The sequence below is a fragment of the Chromatiales bacterium genome, from assembly GCA_024234935.1.
In the GTDB taxonomy this organism is placed as follows: domain Bacteria; phylum Pseudomonadota; class Gammaproteobacteria; order Steroidobacterales.
Genome location: JACKNI010000002.1, coordinates 586,206 through 607,812, shown reverse-complemented (window position 1 = coordinate 607,812; position 21,607 = coordinate 586,206). Strand labels below are relative to the sequence as shown.

Below are 21,607 nucleotides of genomic sequence, written 5' to 3'. Positions count from 1 at the left end.
AGCTGTCCAGATACTGCCGCCCTGATTAACACGCCATGCAGCCGGTCGGCTGCAGGCATTACCGGGAACTTCGACTGGAAATGAGTGATTCAGCGCCGACGACTGTCCGTAACGACTGGAGCATCGCCGAAGTCGCCGAACTGTTTCAGCTGCCCTTTCATGAGCTTTTGTTTCGCGCACATTCGGTGCATCGGCAGCACTTCGATCCGGCCGAGGTCCAGGTCAGCACATTGATGAGCATCAAGACCGGCGGCTGCCCCGAAGACTGCGGCTATTGCTCGCAGAGCGTGCATCACAGCACCGGCCTCGCCGCCTCGGCGCTCGCGCCAGTCGAGGAGGTAATCCGCACCGCACGAGCGGCACGCGACCGGGGCGCCACCCGCTTTTGCATGGGCGCTGCCTACCGCAACCCCAAACCCAGCCAGATCGGAAAGATCGCTGAAATGATCCGCGGCGTACACGATCTCGGCATGGAAACCTGCGCCACGCTCGGCATGCTGAGCGCGGATCAGGCCGAAACCCTGCGCGAAGCCGGACTCGACTATTACAACCATAACCTCGATACCTCCGCGGCTTATTACCCGCAGATCACTTCGACGCGCAGCTACGCGGACCGGCTCGATACACTGAAGACCGTGCGCGATGCCGGCATGAAGGTTTGCTGCGGCGGCATCATCGGCCTTGGCGAAGGCGAGCAGGACCGGGTGGAACTCCTGCATACGCTGGCCACACTCGCACAACATCCCGACAGCGTACCCATCAATCAGCTCGTGCAGGTCGAGGGCACTCCACTCGCGACCGCGTTGCAGGCATCCAGCCAGAGCGTCGATCCGCTGGCCTTCGTGCGGGTCATCGCGGTGGCGCGGATCCTGATGCCGGCCTCGCGGGTCCGACTCTCGGCCGGCCGCTCGGAAATGTCCGACGAATTGCAGGCACTGTGCTTTTTCGCCGGCGCCAACTCGATCTTCTACGGCGACAGCCTGCTGACCACGCCCAACCCCGCCACCGACCGGGATTTGAGCCTGCTCGACCGGCTGGGCATGCGGCCGGAGGCGCACGCAAGCTGACAGCGGCTGCAGGCGCACCCCATGCCAGTTCCTCCCACATCAGGTCGGGCCATTCCAGACCCGGGCAATAACATCCGGCTACTGCCGTCGGGCATCGACGCGCACAAGGTCAAGCGCTCCTTTGCCCGTGCCGCTGGCAGCTTTGACGGTGCCGACTTCCTGCAAACCGAGGTCCGCAACCGTTTGCTGGACCGCCTGAAGTGGCTGCGGCTTGAACCGCAGCGCGTACTCGACCTTGGCGCCGGCACCGGCAAGGCACTGCCGGCGCTGGCCGCGCGCTTCCCCGCCGCCGAACTGATCGCCCTCGATCTGACCGAAGACATGCTCAGGGTAGCCGCCCGGCGGGAGGGCGCATCACCGCTGGTGGTCTGCGGCAATGCCGGCCGGCTGCCGCTAGCCGATGCTTCGGTCGACGTGGTGTTTTCCAGCCTGATGATCCACTGGTGTACCTCCCTGGACAGCCTGTTCGCGGAAATCCGGCGCGTGCTGCGCTATCCGGGGGTGTTCAGTTTCGCCACGCTCGGACCCGGCTCCTTCCGTGAATTGCGCGAGGCCTGGCAGGCGGTCGACGATGGCGCTCACGTGATGCGCTTCCCGGAGATGGCAGCGCTGGGCACCGGGCTGCTCCAGGCAGGGCTCGCCGAACCGGTGATCGATGTGGAAACCCTGACTATTTGCTATCCGGATCTGCGCCACCTCACCAGTGACCTGCGCGGCACCGGCACCACCAATCCGAACAGCGGCAGGAACCAGGGGCTCACCGGGCGCCGGACCTGGGAGCGACTTGAGGCAGCTTATGGCAAGCAGCGCGATGCCGATGGCGCTCTGCCCGTAACGCTGGAAATAGTCTTCGGTTCGGTCTGGGCAAAGCCCCCTGGCCGGAATGCTTCTCAATTGCGTGATGAAAAATCATCACGTAGCATTTAGAATTGATACAACAACTTGCCGGCCTGCCTTCGAAGACCGGCATAAACCCTCGCTGACTGCCCGCACAGAAACCCGGTTGTAGCCGGTGATCCTCGCGGTCGCAGATCGGGCGCGCACGAACAAGGGAAGCATTGCATGCCGTTTATTACCCGGAAGTTGGCCCGGCAAACAGCCCGGATAGCCGCCGCACTGCTGCTGGTCGCCACCTTGCCGGCGCACGCGGCCTGGAAGCTGAACCTGCCGCGTGGTGTTACACCGATCAGTCGGGATGCCTACGATCTGCACATGCTGGCACTATGGGTCTGCACGGCGATCGGCGTCATCGTTTTTGCTGTAATCATCTACGCACTGATCAACTTCCGGAAATCGAAAGGCGCTGTTGCAGCGAAGTTCACGCACAGTACGAAAGCCGAGATCATCTGGACCATCCTGCCGACGCTGGTGCTGATCTTTCTGGCCTATGAGTCGGCCCCGGCACTGATTCGCATCGAGGACACCCGCAATTCGGAGATGACGATCAAGATCACCGGCTATCAGTGGAAGTGGCAATACGAATACGTCGGCCAGAACGTTTCCTTCTTCAGTACGCTGGCGCAGACCAGCAACACGGCACGCCAGCTGGACTCGGGGCAAGACCCGTTCAAAGTCGAGCACTACCTGCTGGAGGTGGACAAACCGCTGGTCGTGCCGGTGGGCACGAAAATCCGCTATTTGCTGACGTCCAATGACGTCAACCATGCCTGGTGGGTGATCAGTCTCGCGGTCAAGCGCGACGCGATTCCCGGCTACATCAACGAAGGCTGGTTCCTGATTGACGAACCCGGCACCTATCGCGGGCAGTGCGCCGAACTGTGCGGCAAGGACCACGGATTCATGCCGATTGTTGTCGAGGCCCTGCCGAAGGCGGAATTCGACGCGTGGCTGGCCAGCCAGCAGGCACCGGCCACTTGAAACAGAACTGATACGGAGCAACCAGCAATGACCACCATCACCGAGAGCCACGGCGCGCTGGACCATGCGCATGACAGTCATGGCCCGGCCCACGGCCTGAGCCGCTGGCTGTTTACCACCAATCACAAGGACATCGGCACCCTCTATCTGCTGTTCGCTCTGGTGATGCTGTTCGTCGGTGGCGCAATGGCGCTGGTGATTCGCGCCGAACTGTTTCAGCCCGGATTGCAGTTCGTCAATCCGGAATTCTTCAACCAGATGACCACAATGCATGCGCTGATCATGGTCTTTGGCATGATCATGCCGGCCTTCGTCGGCTTCGCGAACTGGATGATCCCGATGATGATCGGCGCGCCGGACATGGCGCTGCCGCGGCTGAACAACTGGTCGTTCTGGATTCTGCCCTTTGCCGGAACGATCCTGCTGTCCACACTGTTCATGGACGGCGGCGGCCCGGCCGCCGGCTGGACGCTCTATCCGCCGCTGGTACTGCAGACAGGCAATGCACTGGCCTTCGCGATTTTTGCCGTACACCTGCTCGGCATGTCGTCAATCCTCGGCGCCATCAACATCATCGTGACCGTCATGAACATGCGCGCACCGGGCATGACCCTGCTCAAGATGCCGATGTTCGTCTGGACCTGGCTGATCACGGCCTATCTGCTGATTCTGGTCATGCCGGTACTGGCTGGCGGCGTGACCATGCTGCTGACCGACCGCTTCTTCGGTACCAGCTTCTTCCAGGCAGCGGGCGGCGGCGACCCGGTCCTGTTCCAGCATATCTTCTGGTTCTTCGGACATCCCGAGGTCTACATCATCATCCTGCCGTCCTTCGGCATCATCTCGCAGATCATTCCGGCGTTTTCACGCAAACCGCTGTTTGGCTACTCGTCGATGGTCTACGCCACGGCGGCTATCGCGTTCCTGTCCTGCATCGTCTGGGCCCATCACATGTTTACCGTCGGCATGCCGCTGGCCGGCGAGATGTTCTTCATGATGTCCACGATGCTGATCGCCATTCCGACAGCGGTCAAGATTTTCAACTGGACTGCAACCATGTGGCGCGGCTCATTGAGCTTCGAAACGCCGATGCTGTTCGCCGTCGCCTTTCTGTTCCTGTTCGCGATCGGCGGTTTTTCCGGCGTGATGATGGCCATGGCGCCGGTAGACTTCCAGTACCACGACACCTACTTCATCGTGGCGCATTTCCATTACGTGCTGGTACCCGGCGCACTGTTTGCGGCCATCGGCGGCGCCTATTTCTGGCTGCCGAAATGGACCGGCCACATGTATGACGAGAAGCTCGGCAAGATCCACTTCTGGCTGTCGGCCATCAGCGTGAACATCCTCTTTTTCCCGCAACACTTTCTGGGTCTCGCCGGGATGCCGCGCCGGATACCCGATTACGCCACCCAGTTTGCCGACTGGAATGCGGTGTCCAGCATCGGTGCTTTCCTGTTCGGGTTTTCACAGCTGTTGTTCGTCTACATCGTCGTGAAGTGCATCCGTGGCGGCGAGAAGGCGACTGCGGAAGTCTGGGATCATCCGGAGGGCCTGGAGTGGACGGTGCCGTCGCCTGCGCCCTATCACACCTTTGACGAACCACCGCTGATCAAGTGACCGGACGAAATCAAACGGACCCGGAGCTGCAACGGCGGATCCGCCGCAACGCGCTGATGGTGGGTGGTTTTGCCCTGCTGGTGTTCGTGCTCTATATCGTCGCGGTAGCGCTGAAGGTTGCCGCATGAGTTCGCGAGACCCGGGTACCGTGGGCAGCAACAGGGGGCTGGTGACCCGGCTCGCCATCATGGCGGTATGCATGTTTGGCTTTGGCTTTCTGCTGGTACCGATCTACAACGTCTTGTGCGCGATCACCGGTATCGGCGGACGCACCAATGCCACGGCCGCGGTCATTCCGGCCGAGATACGGGTTGATGCCGGGCGGACGGTCACAGTTGAATTTGTTGCAACACTGAATCAGCAGGCACCATGGGAATTTCACCCGAATGTGTCCTCCATGCAGATCCACCCCGGCCAGCTGTACGACACGAGCTTCTATGCCCGCAACCTGACCGATCACGAGCTGATTGGCCAGGCCGTACCCAGCGTGGCGCCGGGCACAGCAGCGAAGCACTTTCACAAGACCCAGTGCTTCTGTTTTACGTCCCAGAAGTTTCTCGCCCGGGAGGGCCGGGACATGGGCGTGCAATTCATGGTCGACCCCGATCTGCCTGAATATGTCGACCGCATAACTCTTTCCTACACTTTCTTTGTACAACGGCAGCCTGTTGATTCACCTGCTGCTGCCAAAACCGCAACCTGACCGGATACTGCCCGAGGAAGTTATCGCCATGGCCCATACCCAGGACAAGTACTACGTTCCCCACGGCACCCGCTGGCCGGTCTTCGCATCGATGGGACTGGCCATCACCTTCATCGGGGTCGCGCTGCTGCTGAACGGAAACTCGACACTGCCGGTCATCCTGACCGGTACCGCAATCGTCCTGGTGGTGGTGTTCCGCTGGTTTGCCGACGTGGTCAATGAGAGCGAGGCCGGCACCTATGGCGCGCAGGTGGACCGGTCGTTCCGGATGGGCATGATCTGGTTCATCCTTTCTGAAGTCATGTTTTTCGCCTGTTTCTTTGGCGCACTGTATTACGCGCGTCAGCTGGCATTGCCGTGGCTGGGTGGCATCGGGTCCGACCCGCTGACCAACAGCATCCTGTGGCCGGGTTTCGATCCCACCTGGCCCTCCAACGGACCAGGGCATATCGGCGGTGAATATGAGTCGATGCCCGCCTGGGGCATTCCTGCATTGAATACCGCCATCCTGCTGAGCAGCGGTGTCACACTCACCATTGCCCATCACGCGCTGAAGGACAGCCGCCGCGGCCTGCTGGCCGTATTTCTTGCCCTCACCGTCCTGCTGGGCTTCGCCTTTCTGGGCTTTCAGGTATACGAATACAGTCATGCCTATTCAGAGCTCAACCTCAAGCTGAGCAGCGGCATCTACGGCAGCACATTCTTCATGCTGACCGGATTTCACGGTTTGCACGTCACGATCGGCGCCATCATGCTGTCCGTGATGCTGCTGCGCGTGCTGCGCGGACACTTCACGCCGACGCGACATTTCGCCTTCGAGGCGACCGCCTGGTACTGGCACTTTGTAGATGTGGTCTGGCTCGGCCTGTTTATTTTCGTCTATTGGCTGTAGTCAGGGACCGGCGGCAGGGCTTCAGCCCGGCCCCAGTCCATGGGGCTGAATCAGCCCGTTGAACCAGGCATAGATCAGCACCAGAAACAGGATCACCGACAAGGTGATACGCACCGTCAGCGCCCGTACCATACGACGCGAACCACCCTGATCCTGATTGAGGAAAAACAGGCCCGAGAAAAGGCTCAGGATGATCCCGGCGAGCAGCAACAGTATGAGGGCTTTGATCATCGATCCGGGTCGGCAGCAAAAGTCCGGGGCCAGAAGCATACCGGTTTGGGCAATCCTGCTCACGCTGATCTCGACTGCCCTTTTCGGCAGTCTTGGCGTCTGGCAGCTTGGACGCGCTGAAGAAAAGCGAATTCTCTTTGCTGCATACACGCAGGGCACAGCCGAAGCGGCACGCGAAGGGCTGAGCGGAGTCGACCCCGCAGAGCAGCGCTATCAGCTGCTCCGGCTGCAGGGGCACTACGACGCGGACCATCAGCTGCTGCTCGACAACATGAGCCACGCAGGGCAGCCCGGCTACCACGTACTCACACCTTTCATCACCGCCGGGGGCAGCGTGCTGGTGAACCGGGGCTGGGTACCAGCCGACGGCGACCGCAGACTGTTGCCGAACATCAAGGTGTCCAGCCAACCGCGAATACTCACTGGCCGGATTGACCGCCTGCCGCAGCCCGCATTGCGACTGGCACCAGCGACGGACTACACCGGCTTGCCCTGGCCACGACGGCTGTTGTTCCCGACGACGGAAGAAATTTCCGCCCAGACCGGCTACCCCTTGCGTGACTTTCAGCTGCTGTTGAACCCCGGTGAGGCTGACGGCTTTCTGCGTGAGTGGCAGCCCGCATTGATGACACCGGAAACGCACCTCGGCTACGCCATACAATGGTTTGGTCTGGCGACAACTGTCGTCCTTGTCTTTGTCATTCTGGCCTGGCGCCACCTCAGGACACCTTAGCTATGCCCGAAATCCGATCACGCAGCAAGAGGCTGATTCCGGTGTTGCTGGCGCTGCTGTTTGTCGGGCCGTTTGCCACGGCCATGTATATGTACTACTACGGCGGTGACAGCTGGCGGCCGCAGGGATCGGTCGCGCACGGCATCCTGATCGGGAACCCGCCATCGTTGGCCGGTGAAACGATACCGCTGGCTGGCGGTACGACGGCTGTGTTCACCGGCAAATGGTCGCTCCTCTACGTCGGCAACGGCAACTGTGCTGACGATTGCCAGCGTGCCCTCTATCAGCTCCGCCAGGTACGTCAGGCGTTGGGCAGGGACATGTCGCGTATCCAGCGCTACTTCATCAGCACCGGCGGCACGCCCGATACTGAATTGATGCGCGGCGCGCACCCGGACCTGATCGTGATCGACGGTAACGTGACGGGAAGCAAGGTGCTGGCGGCACTCGGCGGCTACGGCGAAGCAGATGTGTTTGTCGTCGACCCGCTGGGCAATATCATGATGCGTTTTCCTGCCGGCACATCGATGAAAGACATGCACAAGGACCTGAGCCTGCTGCTCAAGGCCTCCACGATTGGCTGAGACCGCACCATGAATTTTTCCACCTGGTATCGCCGTTGTCTGTGGCTCGGCGCCGGTCTCGGTCTGATCGTCGTCGTACTGGGCGCCTATGTGCGGCTTTCGGATGCCGGCCTCGGCTGCCCCGACTGGCCCGGCTGTTATGGCCATCTGGTGCTGCCGGCAGATGAAGCCGTGCGCAGTTCAGCGCAGACGGCCTGGCCGGAGCGACCGATCGAAGCTGGCAAGGCCTGGCGGGAAATGGTTCACCGCTATGCCGCCAGCAGCCTGGGACTGGTCATCGTGCTGGCCAACCTCTTCGCCTGGCTGAACCGGCGCGACTCGCGGCAGCCGCTGGTGCTGCCGGCCGTACTGCTCGGCGTCGTGGTATTCCAGGGGCTGCTCGGCATGTGGACCGTAACGCTGCTGCTCAAACCGCTGATCGTGATGGGTCACCTGCTGGGCGGTCTTGCGACCCTCGGCCTGCTGAGCTGGCTGCTGCTGGAGACTGGCCGCAGCGAAATTGCCGGCGCGCCGTCTGCCCGCCGGGTGTCGCTGCTGGCTGTCAGCGGTCTCGCAATCCTGATCGCGCAGATCGCCCTCGGTGGCTGGACGAGTTCAAACTACGCGGCGCTGGCATGTCCGGACATCCCCACCTGTCAGGGCGAGTGGTGGCCGGAAGAAAGCAATTTTGCCGAAGCCTTCGTGCTGTGGCGCGGACTCGGCATCAACTACGAATTCGGCGTGCTGGATGCGCCGTCACGCGTTGCCATCCATTTCGCCCACCGGCTGGGCGCCATGGCAACCTTCGCTGCGCTGCTGCTGATCGGCCTGCGCTTTCGTGCGCGCAGCCTGGCGTCGCCGGTGCGACGGGCCGCCACACTGGTGCTCTTGGCCGTAACCCTGCAGGTACTTATCGGTACCGGCATCGTCTGGTTCGGGTTGCCGCTGCCGCTCGCAACCGCGCACAACGGCGTGGCTGCCTTGCTGCTGCTCGCGGTGATCAACCTGAACCACGCCGCCTCTTTTCGCGCGAACTGGCGCCTGGCATAGCTCGTGGACGTCACTCCGATCCTCGACCAGCTCAACGATGCGCAACGCGACGCCGTCACCGCGTCGCAGTCGCCGCTGCTGGTCGTGGCCGGTGCCGGCAGCGGCAAGACGCGCGTGCTGGTACACCGGATCGCGTGGCTGATCCGGGTCGAGCAGGTATCGCCGCTCGGCATACTCGCCGTCACCTTTACCAACAAGGCCGCCGCCGAGATGCGCAGCCGGATCCACGATCTGCTGGACATGCCAGTCAACCATCTCTGGATCGGCACCTTTCACGGCCTGGCCCATCGCCTGCTGCGCCGTCACTGGCGCGAGGCCGGGCTGGCGGAGGCCTTCCAGATCCTCGATGCAGAGGACCAGCAGCGGGTGATTCGCCGGCTGATCAAGGGACTGGATCTGGACGAGACGACCTGGGTACCGCGCGAGATCCAGTGGTTCATCAATCACAACAAGGATGAGGGGTTGCGCCCTGGCCAGCTCAGCGACAACGGTGACACCACCCGCAGGCAGCTCATCCACCTGTACCGGCTTTATGAGGAAGCCTGCGACAAGGCCGGCGTGGTGGATTTCGCCGAACTGCTGCTCAGGGCGTTCGAACTGTGGAAGAACAACCCGGCAATACTCGAGCAGTACCGGCGGCGTTTCCAGCATGTCCTGGTGGACGAGTTTCAGGACACCAATACGATTCAGTACGCCTGGCTGCGACTGCTGACCGGCACCACGGGCATCCCCTTTGCGGTGGGTGACGACGATCAGTCAATCTATCGCTGGCGGGGCGCGCGCCAGGAACACATGCACAGGTTCCAGCGGGATTTTCCGTCTTCGCGCGTCATCAAGCTCGAGCAGAATTACCGCTCGACCAAGACCATCCTCAGTGCTGCCAACGCGATCATCGCCCACAATACCGGGCGCCTCGGCAAGGAACTCTGGACCGCCGGCAGCGACGGCGCACCGATCCGCCTTTACCGCGCCTACAACGAGCGGGATGAGGCAGAGTTCGTCGTCGGCCGGATCCAGGATCGCGTCCAGCAGGGCAGCGCGCGCAGCGAGATCGCCGTGCTGTACCGCTCCAATGCGCAGTCGCGCAGCTTTGAAGAAATGCTGATGCGGGCCGGGATGCCGTACCGCGTCTACGGTGGCCAGCGCTTCTTCGAACGCGCCGAGATCAAGGACGCGCTGGCCTATCTGCGCCTGCTCGCCAACCACGATGACGACTCTTCCTTCGAGCGGGTGGTCAACGTCCCGACGCGCGGCATCGGCGCGCGCTCAGTCGATACCATCCGCGAGTATGCCAAAGCGAACGCGCTGTCCATGTGGCGTGCGGCGCAGGTCGTCGCGGCGGGAGACGGCCGCAGCGGGCGAGCCATCACGGCCTTCCTGATGCTCATCGACGGCATGGCCAGGGACACCGCCGATCTGGCGCTCCACGAGCAGGTGGATCATGTCATTCAGCACAGCGGAATCATCGGCCACTACAAAAAAGAGCCGCGCGATCGTGCCGAGGGCCGGCTGGAGAACCTCGACGAGCTGGTCAGCGCGGCGCGCAGCTTCGAAAGCGAGGAGCGGTCCGCAGGCGAAGCGGTCGAGGATGGCGATGCCGACCTGCCACCGCTGCTGGACTTTCTCTCTCATGCGGCACTCGAGTCCGGCGATGCACAGGCCGACAGCGGTACAGACTGTGTGCAGCTGATGACGCTGCACTCCGCCAAGGGTCTGGAGTTTCCTGTCGTCTTTCTCACCGGCCTCGAAGACGGGCTGTTCCCGCATCAGCGCTCGCTGAATGACGGCGACGGCCTCGAAGAAGAGCGTCGCTTGTGCTACGTGGGCGCTACCCGGGCGATGAGCGAGCTCTATCTGACCCATGCAGAACAGCGGCGACTGCACGGCATGGACAGTTTTCGCCAGGCGTCGCGCTTCATCAGCGAGATTCCGCCTGAGCTGATCGAGGAAGTGCGGCCGCGGCGGCATGTGTCGCAGCCTGTTTATCAGCGCGGCAGCATGCCGCCGGCAGACCCCGGCTTCGGCATCCGCCTTGGTCAGCGTGTGCGCCATGGAACCTTCGGCGATGGCGTGGTGCTGGGCTTCGAGGGCGCCGGGGCGCATGCCCGGATCCAGGTCAACTTCGAGGCGGCCGGGGCCAAATGGCTGGTGATGTCATACGCCAACCTGGAAACGCTGTGAGCCCGGCAGGGAAGCGGCGAAAACGGTTAAACTCGCAGCCGCGCACAGCATCGCGAGCTCACCCATGAAGATCCTCATTCTCGGCGCCGGACAGGTTGGCTCGACAGCCGCCTACCATCTCGCCCGCGAAGAGGCAAACGAAGTCACCATCGTCGATTCCAACCCGACTGTGCTGCGGGATCTGCAGGATCGTCTCGACGTCCGTACCGTGCTCGGGCATGCCGCTTCACCGGCGACACTGGAACGTGCCGGCTGCGCGAGCATGGACATGGTTATCGCGCTGACCAGCAGCGATGAAGTCAACATGATTGCCTGCCAGGTTGCTCACACGCTGTTCAGCACGCCGACGAAAATCGCCCGGGTGCGTTCCGCCGAGTACATCAACAAGCCGGACCTGTTTGGTGCTGACCGGATACCCGTGGACCTCTGCATCAGCCCTGAACAGCTGGTCACGCGCCATATCGAGCAGCTGATCCACTATCCGGGTGCTTTCCAGGTGCTCGACTTCGCCGATGGCAAAGTGCGGCTGGTGGGCGCGCGCGCGCACCGCGACGGGCCTCTCGTCGGTCAGGAGATCCGCAGGCTTCATGACCATATTCCGGGTATCGAAACCCGCATTGCGGCGATTTACCGCGAGGGCGAGGCCATCGTGCCAGACGGCAAGACCCGGCTGCTTGAGGGTGATGAGGTCTTCTTCATTGCCGCCCGGCAGGACATCGGGACCGTGATGCGGGAGCTGCGCAAGCTCGAGGACCCGGTGCGCAAGATCATCATCGCGGGTGCCGGCAACATCGGCTTCCGCGTCGCTCAGTCCCTGGAAAAGACCAACCAGGTGAAGATCATCGAACGGTCGCGGGATCGCGCCCGCATCGCCTCCGAGGGTCTTGCCAAGGCCATCGTGCTGCGGGGCGATGCGGCGGATGAGAGCCTGCTGCTGGAGGAAAACATCGACGGCACCGATGTATTCGTCTCGCTGACCAATGCCGAGGAAGTAAACATCCTGTCGGCCATGCTTGCCAAGCGCCTGGGCTGCAGAAAGGTCATGGCGCTCATCAACCGTCCGTCCTACGCCGAACTGGTGGAAGGACCGCGCATCGACGTCGGTATCTCTCCGCCACAGATCACGATCGGCGCGCTGCTGGCCTACGTGCGCCAGGCCGGCATGGTGCGTATCCACTCCCTGCGGCGCGGCCGGGCCGAGGCCATCGAAGCCATCGCCCGCGGTGACCGGAAGGACTCACGCGTCGTGGGCCGCAGGATCGAGGATATCGCCCTGCCCAAAGGCGCCACGATCAACGTGATCGTGCGCGGCAAAGAAGTACTTGAGGCCCATCACGATACGATCGTTCAGTCTGAAGACCACCTGATCCTCTTTGTGACCGACCGCCGGCAGATCCAGCAGGTCGAGCGGTTGTTCCGGACCTGAACCGGAAGCAGCAGTACAGCCGGCAGATCAAGGCATGCACTTTCGGGTAGTTCAGCGGATTCTCGGCTTGTTGCTGATGCTCTACAGCGTCACCATGATGCCGCCCGTTGCGGTCTCGGTGCACTTCGCCGATGGCCAGACCGGTGCCTTCTTCAACTCCTTTGCCATCACTTTTGTATTCGGGCTGCTGGCCTGGCTACCGGCGCGCAATGACCGCCGGGAATTGCGGCTGCGCGACGGCTTCATCGTGGCGGCAATCTTCTGGCTGGGACTCGGCAGCTTCGGTGCGCTGCCACTGTTGCTCACCCATTTCCCCGAGATGTCACTGACCGACGCGGTTTTCGAAGCCGTATCCGGCCTCACGACAACCGGCGCGACGGCGCTCACTGGCCTTGATTCGCTGCCGCGGTCGATACTCTATTACCGGGCCCAGCTGCACTGGCTCGGTGGCATGGGCATCATCGTTCTGGCCGTGGCCATCCTGCCCATGCTCGGCGTCGGCGGCATGCAGCTGTACCGCGCCGAGACGCCGGGTCCGATGAAAGACAGCAAGCTCACGCCCAGAATTACCGAGACGGCCAAAGCCCTGTGGCTCATCTACGTTGGCCTGACGGCAATCTGCGCCCTCGCATACTGGTATGCCGGCATGAGTGCCTTTGATGCCGTTTGCCACAGTTTTGCAACACTGTCGACAGGTGGTTTTTCAACGCACGATGCCAGCATTGGCTACTTCAACAGCCCGCTGATTGAACTCATTGCCGTAGTCTTCATGTTTCTGGCCGGGATCAATTTCTCCCTGCATTTCGTCGCCTGGCGCAGCCGCAGTCTGCGCGCCTACCTGGGTGATCCGGAGTTTCGTGCCTATGTGCTGATTCTCTGCACCCTCATCATCGCCGGTACCTGCTACCTGGCCGTCACCCGACATTACGCCACGGTTGGTGAGTCGGCGCGGTATGCGCTTTTTCACTTCGTTTCTTTCATGACGAGTTCCGGCTTTGTGGCCAGCGGCTTTGACCAGTGGCCGGGCGCGCTGCCGCTCTCTCTGGTTCTGGTCGGCTTTATCGGCGGCTGCGCAGGGTCAACCGGTGGTGGCATGAAGGTCATACGCTGGCTGCTGCTGTTCAATCAGGGCAGTCGTGAAGTCCAGCGACTGGTGCATCCGGCCGCGGAAATTCCCGTCCGCCTGGGCCGATCTGTTGTACCGCCGCGGGTGATCGAAGCGGTATGGGGTTTTTGTGTCGTCTACATCATCCTGTTCGGGCTGATGTTGCTGGTGCTGGTCGGCACCGGCCTCGACCAGATCACCGCGTTTTCCGCGCTGGCAAGTTCGATCAACAACATCGGCCCGGGGCTCGGGCTGGTCGTTGCGGATTTCACGCATATTGGCGCGGCAGCCAAGTGGGTTTGCATTCTCGCGATGCTGTTCGGCCGACTCGAGGTATTCACGCTGCTGGTGCTTTTCTCGCCCTCATTCTGGCGCTCGTGATCCGCAGCTACGGGTACAGATGGCAGGCCACAGAGCCGCTCCCCTCACTCCCGATCGGCTTCAGCACCGGCCTCACCGACCGGCACTCCGCCATGACCCGCGGGCACCGGGTATGAAAGGCGCAGCCGGAAGGCGGGTTTCGCGCCGAAGGGACTTCACCACCCAGGACGATACGTGAATGCTTGCGTTGCCCGATCTGCGGTACCGCCGAAATGAGCGCCTCGGTATAGGGATGTCGGGGTGCTGTCAGGATCTGCCCGGCCGGTGCGATTTCCACCAGTCGACCCAGATACATCACACCGATGTCATCGCTGACGTGCTGCACGACCGCCAGATCGTGCGAAATGAACAGCAGGGCGATGTCCCGCTCGCGCTGCAGGCGAACGATGAGATTCAGCACCTGCGACTGCACGGATACATCGAGCGCCGATACAGGCTCATCAGCAACCAGAAACTGCGGATTCAGCGCCAGCGCCCGGGCAATGCCGATGCGCTGGCGCTGGCCACCGGAAAACTCATGGGGATAGCGATGCGCAGCCTGCGCACTCAGGCCCACGAAAGCCAGTAGTTCATCCACACGCTGCTGGCGTTGGCCGGGCGTGCCGACCCGGTGCACATCCAGCGGCTCGCGCACCGTCTGCCCGACAGTGCGCCGCGGACTCAGGGAGCCGTAGGGGTCCTGGAAGACAGCCTGTATCCGTTGCCGGTATGCCAGCATCTGGTGCCGGTCGAGCCGCGTGAGATCCTCACCCGCAAACAGGACCTGGCCGGCCGTGGGTTCCTGCAGGCGCAACAGCATCCGCCCAAGCGTCGACTTGCCACAGCCGGACTCACCCACCAGTCCCAGCGTGCGTCCCGCATGAATCACGAAGCTCACATCATCGACCGCTTTCAGGCCGGCAACGACGCGCCGAAAGAGTCCGCCATGGATCGGGAAGTGCTTGCTCAGGCCCCGGACCTCGACCAATGGCTGAGCGTTCATGTGGCAGCGCCCAGCGGATAGTGACAGGCGACAGCGCCGCCGTTGGTATCGCCGCGCAGGGTCGGCCGCTCCTGATGACAGCGCGGCTGTACATGGGTGCAGCGGCCGGCAAAGCGGCAGCCCGCGGGGAGATCGCCGGGATCAGGCACGCGGCCGGGAATCACCGGCAACTCCGCGATGCGTTCGACGCGTATGCGCGGTATCGAGGCCAACAGCCCCGCTGTATAGGGATGGCGCGGGGACGAAAAAAGCTGCTCCGTCCGGCCTGCTTCAACGATGCTCCCGCAATACATCACCAACGCCCGCCGGCAGGTTTCGGCGACCACGCCGAGATCATGCGTGACCAGTATCACCGCCATGCGAAACTCGTTCTGCAGTTCGCGCATCTGCTCCAGCACCTGGGCCTGGGTGGTGACATCAAGTGCCGTCGTGGGTTCATCGGCAACCAGCAGCTTCGGGTTGCAGGACAGCGCCATCGCGATCATCACGCGTTGGCGCATGCCGCCGGAGAGCTGGTGCGGATAGTCATCGAGGCGACGCCCGGCATCCGGAATGCTGACCTTTGCCAGCAGCGCTGCCGCCAGTTCGCGCGCCTGCCGCTGTGTGAGCCGCCGGTGCCGCCGCAGCACTTCGGTAATCTGACTGCCGATGGTGAATACCGGGTTCAGCGAGGTCATGGGTTCCTGGAAGATCATGGCGATCTCACTGCCTCTCCGCTTCTCCATCTCGCCGGCATCGAGGGAGAGCAGATCCATGCCTTCCAGTTCGATGCTCCCGGCGACGATCTGGCCGGGGGGCGACGGGATCAGACGCAGCAGCGACAGGCCGGTGACGGTCTTGCCACAGCCGGACTCGCCGACCAGGCCCACGGTCTCATTCGGCCAGATATCGAAACTCACTGCATCGACTGCCCGCACGGTGCCATCCGGGGTTCGAAACTCCACGGTGAGATTCTTCACATGGAGCAGCGGCGCCGGCTGATCCGGAGCGCTCACGCCACTTTCCTCGGATCCATGGCGTCCTGCAGGGCATCGGCGAGCGCATTGAAAGCCATGACCAGCCCGAACATCAGCAGCGAGGCGGCGATGAAATTGTTGTAGAAGCCTGCCAGTACTTCCTTGGTGCTCTCCTCGATCATCAGGCCCCAGCTCATGCCGTCGCGGATACCGATGCCGAGAAAGCTCAGGATGACTTCGGCCTTGATCGCACTGACAAATGCGATCGAGCCCTGCACGAGCAGGATATGCGAGGTGTTCGGCAATATATGCCGGAAGATGATCATGAATCGCGACAGACCGATGGCATAGGCTGCCTCGATGTACTCCATATTGCGAAGCTTGATGACCTCACCCCGGACCAGCCGGCCGGTGCCGATCCAGAATGAGGTGATCATGGCGACATGCATGGCATACGGACTGCCGGCGAGCGAATACGCAACCGCAGCGACAAAGAGGTAGAAGGGGATCGCGTCGAGTACGTTCATTACCCACAGCAGCAGCTCGTCGATCCAGCTGCCGGCAAAGAAGCCGGCGAAGGCACCGAGTACGCCGCCGATGATCGTGGCCAGCACCGCCACGACCACACCGACTTCAAAAGCGGTCGATGTCGCGTAGATGGCACGCGAAAAAATATCCTGGCCGATGATGTTCGTGCCGAACCAGTGCGCTGCCGAGACCGGCTCCCACTTGCTGCCGCCGAGATCCGCCCAGTCCGTACCCCACCAGCCGCACCAGACCCCCAGCGCCGCAAGAAAATAGACGAGGACCGCGGCAAGCCCGGCGACCCCGGTCCGGTCCGCGAGGAATTTGCGCAACACCTTGCGCCATATGCTGTTGCGCCGGATCACGGCGCGCGCCACGGCGACGGAAGCGGATTCGTTCACTTCAGCGACACGCGCGGATCGACGGCCCGGTACAGGATGTCGTTGAGCGTCATGACAAACACGAACAGGATCGCTGTCAGGCTGATTACCGCCTTCAGGACAGGCTGGTCGCCGGTGATGATCGCCTCGTAGGTCGCCTTGCCGATGCCGGGAATACCGAAATAGCTTTCGATCAGCAGGCTGCCGCCGATCGCAACCTGCGGTATCGAAAACATCACGCGCGTGATGATTGGTATCAGGCAGTTCTTGAAGATGCTGCGAAAGAAGATACGCCTGGAAGACAGTCCGAATGCCCTCGCAGTGCGCACATAGTCGCGCGTCATCTCTTCGACGAAAACCGAACGGTAAAAGCGCGTCTCGTAGCCCAGTGCGACAAAGGTGGTCGCCAGGGTCGGTACGGCCACGTAGCCGAGATATGTCGAAAAGGACTCCGCGTTCCAGCCACGCACCGGGAACAGGTCGAGGCCGTCGCTTGAGCAGAACACGATCTGGAAAGCGATGATGACGATCAGGAAGCTCACGCTCATGCCGATGACGGCAATCGCCATGATCAGCTTGTCGGGCCAGCGCCCCCGCCAGAACGCCGCCGCCAGGGCCAGCAATACACCGACGAGATGCCCGAGCAGGAAACCCGGCAGGATCAGGATCAGCGATACCGGTATGGTCTTGGCGAGCAGTGCCGTGACCGGCTCCCCGCTGGACGAGTTGCCGAAGTCCAGCCGGACGAGTTCGCCCAGATAGGCGGTATAGCGCTGGAGGAAGGACTGGTCATAGCCCAGCTGATGCCGGACCTCGATGATCTGCGCCGCGGTCGGATTCTTGCCGAGCAGCTGCCAGGTCATGTCCGGGCCGAAGTAGACCATCAGCGCAAAGCTGACCAGCGTGACGCCCAGGATCAGCGGGATGCCGGCCAGCATCTTTCGAAGCACGTACTGCATCAATTCCACGAATCAGCCTTCGGGTTGGGAGGCGGGCAGTACGTCAACGTACTTCAGAAAAAAGCCGCCGACAATTTCCCGGTCAGGTACGGCGATGACATTCTTGTGCCACAGATAGATCCGGGTACGCGAGAGGCCCGTTATCGCCACACAGTCGTCGATGACCATCTGGTTCATGCGTCGGTAAATTGCCGTCCGCTCTGGTGACGCAAGCATGACCGAAGACGCCTCGTACAGGCGGTCGTATTCCGGATTGCGATAGTTTGCATCGTTCGAGCCGGGCGAGCCGTTTGGACCGTAAAATAGCTGCAGGGTATTTTCCGCATCCGGATAGTCGAGGCCCCAGCCTTTGGCGATCAGGGGCAGCTCGCCACGCTTCCAGGCGCGCGAAATATCACCGAAGGTCGCATAAGTCTTGCGCACGACCTTGTCGTGCGGGAAGCCGATCGCACGCATCCAGGCTCGAAACTGCTCGAAAAACAGTCGTTCGGTAACGCCAGCCGTGGTGCCGTACACGAGCGTCGGCAGGTTTTCGGGGGTCCAGCCATTGTCGCGCAACAGTCGGCGTGCGCCGGCCACGTCAAGCGTCACGCTGTCGCGGGAGAGATCGGGATCGTATTCCGGACTCACCGGCACGATGATGCCGGGAAAATAGGTCGCCAGACCGAAGTACCAGCTCTGATTGCGCGCTTCCCAGTCGTAGGCCTTGATGATCGCGCAGCGCAGCGCCTTGTTGCGCCGGTTTCGTTCCGGATCCGGGTTGTAGCCCAGCTCGGGAAAATCCATGTTGAAGGCGGTAAACACGAAACCGGCCTCGAGGCCGGAATACATGTGAAAGCGGGCGGCGTATTCCGGTTGCAGGCGTATCGGGTTCTTGTCGGCCAGTACACGGTCGATCTGCTCGATGGGCACCGTGGTGAATTGAACCTCATTGCCCTTGTTGAAGGAGGTCCATGCGGCACTCGATTCCGTAATGAAGTCGATCTCGAGACGGTCGATAAACGGGGGTGAGCGGCCCTCGATCGCTTCGATACCGGTATAGGCCTGTTTTACGGGATCGTAACCCTCAGCCTGCAGATCGACCGGCTCCTGTCGAAAGGAGGGGTTGCGCTCCATGACCACGCGCGAAGAGTCGTAGCTCACCAGCCGGAAGGGCCCCGAACCCACGGGATGCACGCCCAGCGCCTTGCCATACTTTTCGGCGGCTTCGCGCGGGACGATCGCCGAATAGCCCTGGGCGAAGGTATCAACCAGTTGCGGATAGGGGCGGGTCAGCCGGATCTCCAGCGTGTAGCGGTCGATCGCACGCAGCCCGGACACCGGCTGGTCGTAATCGGACCCGGCTGTCTTCCACTCATCGAGTCCCTCGATGCGCCCTTGCCACAGCCAGGCACCCTGCGGCTGATTCTTCGGATCGAATTGCCGCTTGATCGAATAGACGAAATCCTCGGCAACCAGCTCACGGCCGCGTCCATCCGGAAAGCAGGGATCATCGATGAAGCGGACGCCCGGTTTGATGCGGACGGTGTAGCTCAGACCGTCGGCGGAAACGGCCGGGAAATCCGCAGCCAGATTCGGCTTCAGTTGATAGGGACGCGCGAGGTACTTGTAGGCGTAGAGCGTATCGTAGGCATTGACGACCACATGGTTCGCATAAACATTTGCGGCCTGTGTGGGATCAAGGCTCGTGGGCGCCTGATCCATGGCATGGCGGTAGGTTTTCAGTCCCGGTGAGGGCGGCGGCTGCCGGATCGATGTATCGGGCCCGCAGCTGGCCGTCAGGGTGATTACTGTGGCCAAAACCAGGGCCGATATGGATTGTAGCGACAAATACTGCATTAAATGCTCTATGAATCCCACTTATATTCTTTTATTGCGATATCAATGCAGGTATAAAACCACTTTATGTATTTATCAAATAAAGTGGGGCAGAGATTTATAAAATTGCGAATTTCAGCATGACTTGGGGAATGACGACTAATGATTGCTCTGGTGCAAAGGGTCAAACAGGCCACTGTCAGGGTCGATGGGCAGAAAATTGCCGGGATCGGGCCCGGTCTGCTGGTCCTGGTGGGTGTCGAGCGAGCCGATGGCCAGGCACAGGCGGTCCGCATGGCCGAACGCCTGTTTGCATACCGGGTTTTTGCTGATTCGACCAATCGCATGAACCTGAGCCTCCGGGATACAGGCGGCGAGTTGCTGCTCGTACCGCAGTTCACGCTGGTTGCGGACACCTCGCGGGGCAACCGGCCCGGTTTTGAGCCCGCTGCCAGCCCCGAACTGGGCCAGACGCTATTCAGACAGCTTGCGGCAAGCACCAAAAGCCTCGGCTGTCCCACCCAGACCGGGGAATTTGGCGCAAATATGGATATCGAGCTGATCAATACCGGTCCGGCGACGTTCTTGCTGCATGTTCCACATGGCTGAACCGGCGTCATCGCGCGCCAAGCTGTGACGTTTGTCACCCGGCAGCGCGACGATCCGGCTATTCTAAGCGTATAGGGTATCCTGCAATTCTGCGCACGCGCTTTGTTTTCACGGGAGAAGCCATCATGGGTCTCGGCGGCATCAGCATCTGGCAACTACTGATTATTCTGGTCATCGTCATTGCCATTTTCGGGACCAAGCGCCTCAAGGACATCGGCACTGATCTCGGCGGCGCGGTGAAGGGCTTTCGCAAGGCCATGAACGATGCTGAACAGGGGTCCAGCGATCCCAAGCAGCTCGGTCAGACCGATGCCGAGTTTTCGGAATCAGCCAATCACAAGCACGAAGCAGATCGCCACGGCAAAGCCTGAGTCTCGCCGTACTGACTCACGATCATGTTTGAAATCGGTTTCTGGGAACTGGCATTGCTGTTTGCCCTTGGACTGGTTGTCCTCGGCCCTGAAAAACTGCCAAAAGTAGCGGATCAGCTTGGGCGATATGCCGGCCAGGCGCGCCGGATGGCGCGCACCTTTACTGATCAGATTCGCGATGAAATCGAAGCCGAAGAACGCAGGGCCGCAAACAGCAACTCCGGGCCTGCGGCATCAGCGGTTGCCCAGAACGTACCGGCATTCAGCCGGCCTGGTGCTGAAGACCTGATCCCGAAGGCAGCTGAAGCGCCTGCCACCGCTGAGGCTGCGGAGGTGCTGGCCGCAGAGTCACCGGATCAGCCGCCGACGGATCAGCTGCCCCCGCATGGCTGACGACAACCACGCCGAATCTCCGGAAGAATTGCCTGAAGCCAGCCTGATGTCGCATCTGCTGGAGTTGCGCTCACGCCTGCTGAAAGCGGGCGGTGCAGTGCTGGCTGTTTTCATCTGCCTGCTACCGTTCAGCCGGCAAATCTTCAGCGCGGTATCCAGGCCGCTGATGTCGAAGCTGCCGGCAGGCTCGACCATGATCGCCACGGAGGTGGCCTCACCGTTCCTCACACCCTTCAAGACAAGTTTCTATGTGGCCATCATGCTGGCCATCCCTGTCGTGATCTATCAAGTCTGGGCTTTCGTTGCGCCCGGACTGTACCGGCGGGAAAAGCGGCTCGCCGTGCCACTGCTCGTTTCAAGCGTGGTGCTTTTTTATCTGGGCGTCCTGTTTGCCTATTTCGTGATTTTTCCGGTGATGTTCGGCTTCTTTGCGTCTGCGGCCCCGGAGAATGTTCAGGTGATGACGGATATCAACAGCTATCTGGATTTCGTACTGGTGCTGTTTATCGCTTTTGGCATGGCTTTCGAGGTGCCAGTCGTTACCGTACTTCTGGTCTTGATCGGCATGGTGAGGATCGAAACCCTGACCGGGAACCGACAGTACGTTTTTCTCGGTGCCTTCGTACTGGGCATGGTATTGACGCCACCAGACGTGTTTTCACAGACGCTGCTTGCCATTCCGATGTACCTGCTCTACGAGTGCGGCATCCTGATGGCCCGCTTTCTTTCGCGACCCGCGAAAGAGAACGTCAGCGACAAGCCGGCCTGAGCCAGGCTGTGCGCG

At 61.6% G+C, this 21,607-nt stretch carries 22 protein-coding genes; 16 read left to right on the top strand and 6 right to left on the bottom strand.

Translation table 11 applies throughout. The annotated features are described in order from the left end of the window. The first annotated feature begins 80 nt into the window (after positions 1–80). From bioB to H6979_08215, 6 genes are all read left to right on the top strand, one after another. Positions 81–1,067 (top strand): biotin synthase BioB, encoded by a 987-nt coding sequence (bioB, locus tag H6979_08240; protein ID MCP5139831.1) that lies wholly within the window; start codon positions 81–83, stop codon positions 1,065–1,067. 21 nt (positions 1,068–1,088) lie between these two features. Next, positions 1,089–1,994, top strand: a complete 906-nt coding sequence (locus tag H6979_08235) for a methyltransferase domain-containing protein (protein ID MCP5139830.1) — start codon at positions 1,089–1,091, stop codon at positions 1,992–1,994. Positions 1,995–2,129: 135 nt separating this feature from the next. Beyond that, entirely contained in the window at positions 2,130–2,945 is an 816-nt protein-coding gene (coxB, locus tag H6979_08230; GenBank protein MCP5139829.1) for a cytochrome c oxidase subunit II, read from the top strand. Positions 2,946–2,972: 27 nt separating this feature from the next. After that, positions 2,973–4,565 carry a cytochrome c oxidase subunit I gene (gene ctaD, locus H6979_08225; protein MCP5139828.1) on the top strand — a complete coding sequence of 531 codons (1,593 nt, stop codon included), beginning with the start codon at positions 2,973–2,975 and terminating at the stop codon, positions 4,563–4,565. Positions 4,566–4,689: 124 nt separating this feature from the next. After that, a complete protein-coding gene (locus H6979_08220) occupies positions 4,690–5,268 on the top strand; it encodes a cytochrome c oxidase assembly protein (protein MCP5139827.1) in 579 nt (192 codons plus the stop codon). Between the two features lie 28 nt (positions 5,269–5,296). After that, positions 5,297–6,160, top strand: a complete 864-nt coding sequence (locus tag H6979_08215; GenBank protein MCP5139826.1) for a cytochrome c oxidase subunit 3 — start codon at positions 5,297–5,299, stop codon at positions 6,158–6,160. 21 nt (positions 6,161–6,181) lie between these two features. Here the strand turns inward: H6979_08215 and H6979_08210 are convergent, their stop codons facing one another. Continuing rightward, on the bottom strand, positions 6,182–6,391 hold the full coding sequence (locus tag H6979_08210; protein MCP5139825.1) for a twin transmembrane helix small protein: 210 nt from the start codon (positions 6,389–6,391) through the stop codon (positions 6,182–6,184). Here H6979_08210 and H6979_08205 point away from each other — a divergent pair. The 6 genes from H6979_08205 to H6979_08180 all read left to right on the top strand — a co-directional run bounded on the left by H6979_08205 (position 6,375) and on the right by H6979_08180 (position 13,830). Further along, on the top strand, positions 6,375–7,124 hold the full coding sequence (locus H6979_08205; protein ID MCP5139824.1) for an SURF1 family protein: 750 nt from the start codon (positions 6,375–6,377) through the stop codon (positions 7,122–7,124). The two genes, H6979_08210 and H6979_08205, sit on opposite strands and share 17 nt — an antisense overlap. A 2-nt stretch (positions 7,125–7,126) precedes the next feature. Then, positions 7,127–7,708 (top strand): SCO family protein, encoded by a 582-nt coding sequence (locus tag H6979_08200; protein ID MCP5139823.1) that lies wholly within the window; start codon positions 7,127–7,129, stop codon positions 7,706–7,708. Positions 7,709–7,717: 9 nt separating this feature from the next. Further along, positions 7,718–8,737 (top strand): COX15/CtaA family protein, encoded by a 1,020-nt coding sequence (locus H6979_08195; GenBank protein MCP5139822.1) that lies wholly within the window; start codon positions 7,718–7,720, stop codon positions 8,735–8,737. A gap of 3 nt (positions 8,738–8,740) precedes the next feature. Further along, positions 8,741–10,918 carry a DNA helicase II gene (gene uvrD, locus H6979_08190; GenBank protein MCP5139821.1) on the top strand — a complete coding sequence of 726 codons (2,178 nt, stop codon included), beginning with the start codon at positions 8,741–8,743 and terminating at the stop codon, positions 10,916–10,918. Positions 10,919–10,982: 64 nt separating this feature from the next. Then, entirely contained in the window at positions 10,983–12,344 is a 1,362-nt protein-coding gene (trkA, locus tag H6979_08185) for a Trk system potassium transporter TrkA (GenBank protein ID MCP5139820.1), read from the top strand. Between the two features lie 34 nt (positions 12,345–12,378). Beyond that, entirely contained in the window at positions 12,379–13,830 is a 1,452-nt protein-coding gene (locus tag H6979_08180) for a potassium transporter (protein MCP5139819.1), read from the top strand. A 7-nt stretch (positions 13,831–13,837) separates the two neighbouring features. Here the strand turns inward: H6979_08180 and H6979_08175 are convergent, their stop codons facing one another. The 5 genes from H6979_08175 to H6979_08155 are packed head-to-tail and all read right to left on the bottom strand — an operon-like array spanning position 13,838 to position 19,432. After that, the gene (locus H6979_08175; GenBank protein MCP5139818.1) at positions 13,838–14,812 is read right to left on the bottom strand and encodes a dipeptide ABC transporter ATP-binding protein; all 975 of its coding nucleotides are present in this window, start codon (positions 14,810–14,812) and stop codon (positions 13,838–13,840) included. Then, on the bottom strand, positions 14,809–15,807 hold the full coding sequence (locus tag H6979_08170; GenBank protein MCP5139817.1) for an ABC transporter ATP-binding protein: 999 nt from the start codon (positions 15,805–15,807) through the stop codon (positions 14,809–14,811). Before H6979_08170 ends, H6979_08175 begins: the two co-directional genes overlap by 4 nt. Continuing rightward, positions 15,804–16,694 (bottom strand): ABC transporter permease, encoded by an 891-nt coding sequence (locus H6979_08165; GenBank protein MCP5139816.1) that lies wholly within the window; start codon positions 16,692–16,694, stop codon positions 15,804–15,806. Before H6979_08165 ends, H6979_08170 begins: the two co-directional genes overlap by 4 nt. Then, entirely contained in the window at positions 16,691–17,641 is a 951-nt protein-coding gene (locus H6979_08160) for an ABC transporter permease (GenBank protein MCP5139815.1), read from the bottom strand. The genes H6979_08165 and H6979_08160 overlap by 4 nt, the downstream gene beginning before the upstream one ends. Positions 17,642–17,644: 3 nt before the next feature. After that, positions 17,645–19,432 carry a hypothetical protein gene (locus H6979_08155; GenBank protein MCP5139814.1) on the bottom strand — a complete coding sequence of 596 codons (1,788 nt, stop codon included), beginning with the start codon at positions 19,430–19,432 and terminating at the stop codon, positions 17,645–17,647. Between the two features lie 180 nt (positions 19,433–19,612). On the opposite strand from H6979_08155, the gene H6979_08150 reads away from it, so the two are divergent. From H6979_08150 to tatC, 4 genes are all read left to right on the top strand, one after another. Continuing rightward, positions 19,613–20,059, top strand: a complete 447-nt coding sequence (locus H6979_08150) for a D-tyrosyl-tRNA(Tyr) deacylase (GenBank protein MCP5139813.1) — start codon at positions 19,613–19,615, stop codon at positions 20,057–20,059. 125 nt (positions 20,060–20,184) lie between these two features. Beyond that, on the top strand, positions 20,185–20,430 hold the full coding sequence (tatA, locus tag H6979_08145; GenBank protein MCP5139812.1) for a Sec-independent protein translocase subunit TatA: 246 nt from the start codon (positions 20,185–20,187) through the stop codon (positions 20,428–20,430). Positions 20,431–20,454: 24 nt separating this feature from the next. Next, the gene (gene tatB / locus H6979_08140) at positions 20,455–20,823 is read left to right on the top strand and encodes a twin-arginine translocase subunit TatB (GenBank protein ID MCP5139811.1); all 369 of its coding nucleotides are present in this window, start codon (positions 20,455–20,457) and stop codon (positions 20,821–20,823) included. Further along, entirely contained in the window at positions 20,816–21,592 is a 777-nt protein-coding gene (gene tatC, locus H6979_08135) for a twin-arginine translocase subunit TatC (GenBank protein ID MCP5139810.1), read from the top strand. The genes tatB and tatC overlap by 8 nt, the downstream gene beginning before the upstream one ends. The last annotated feature ends 15 nt before the right edge of the window (positions 21,593–21,607 follow it).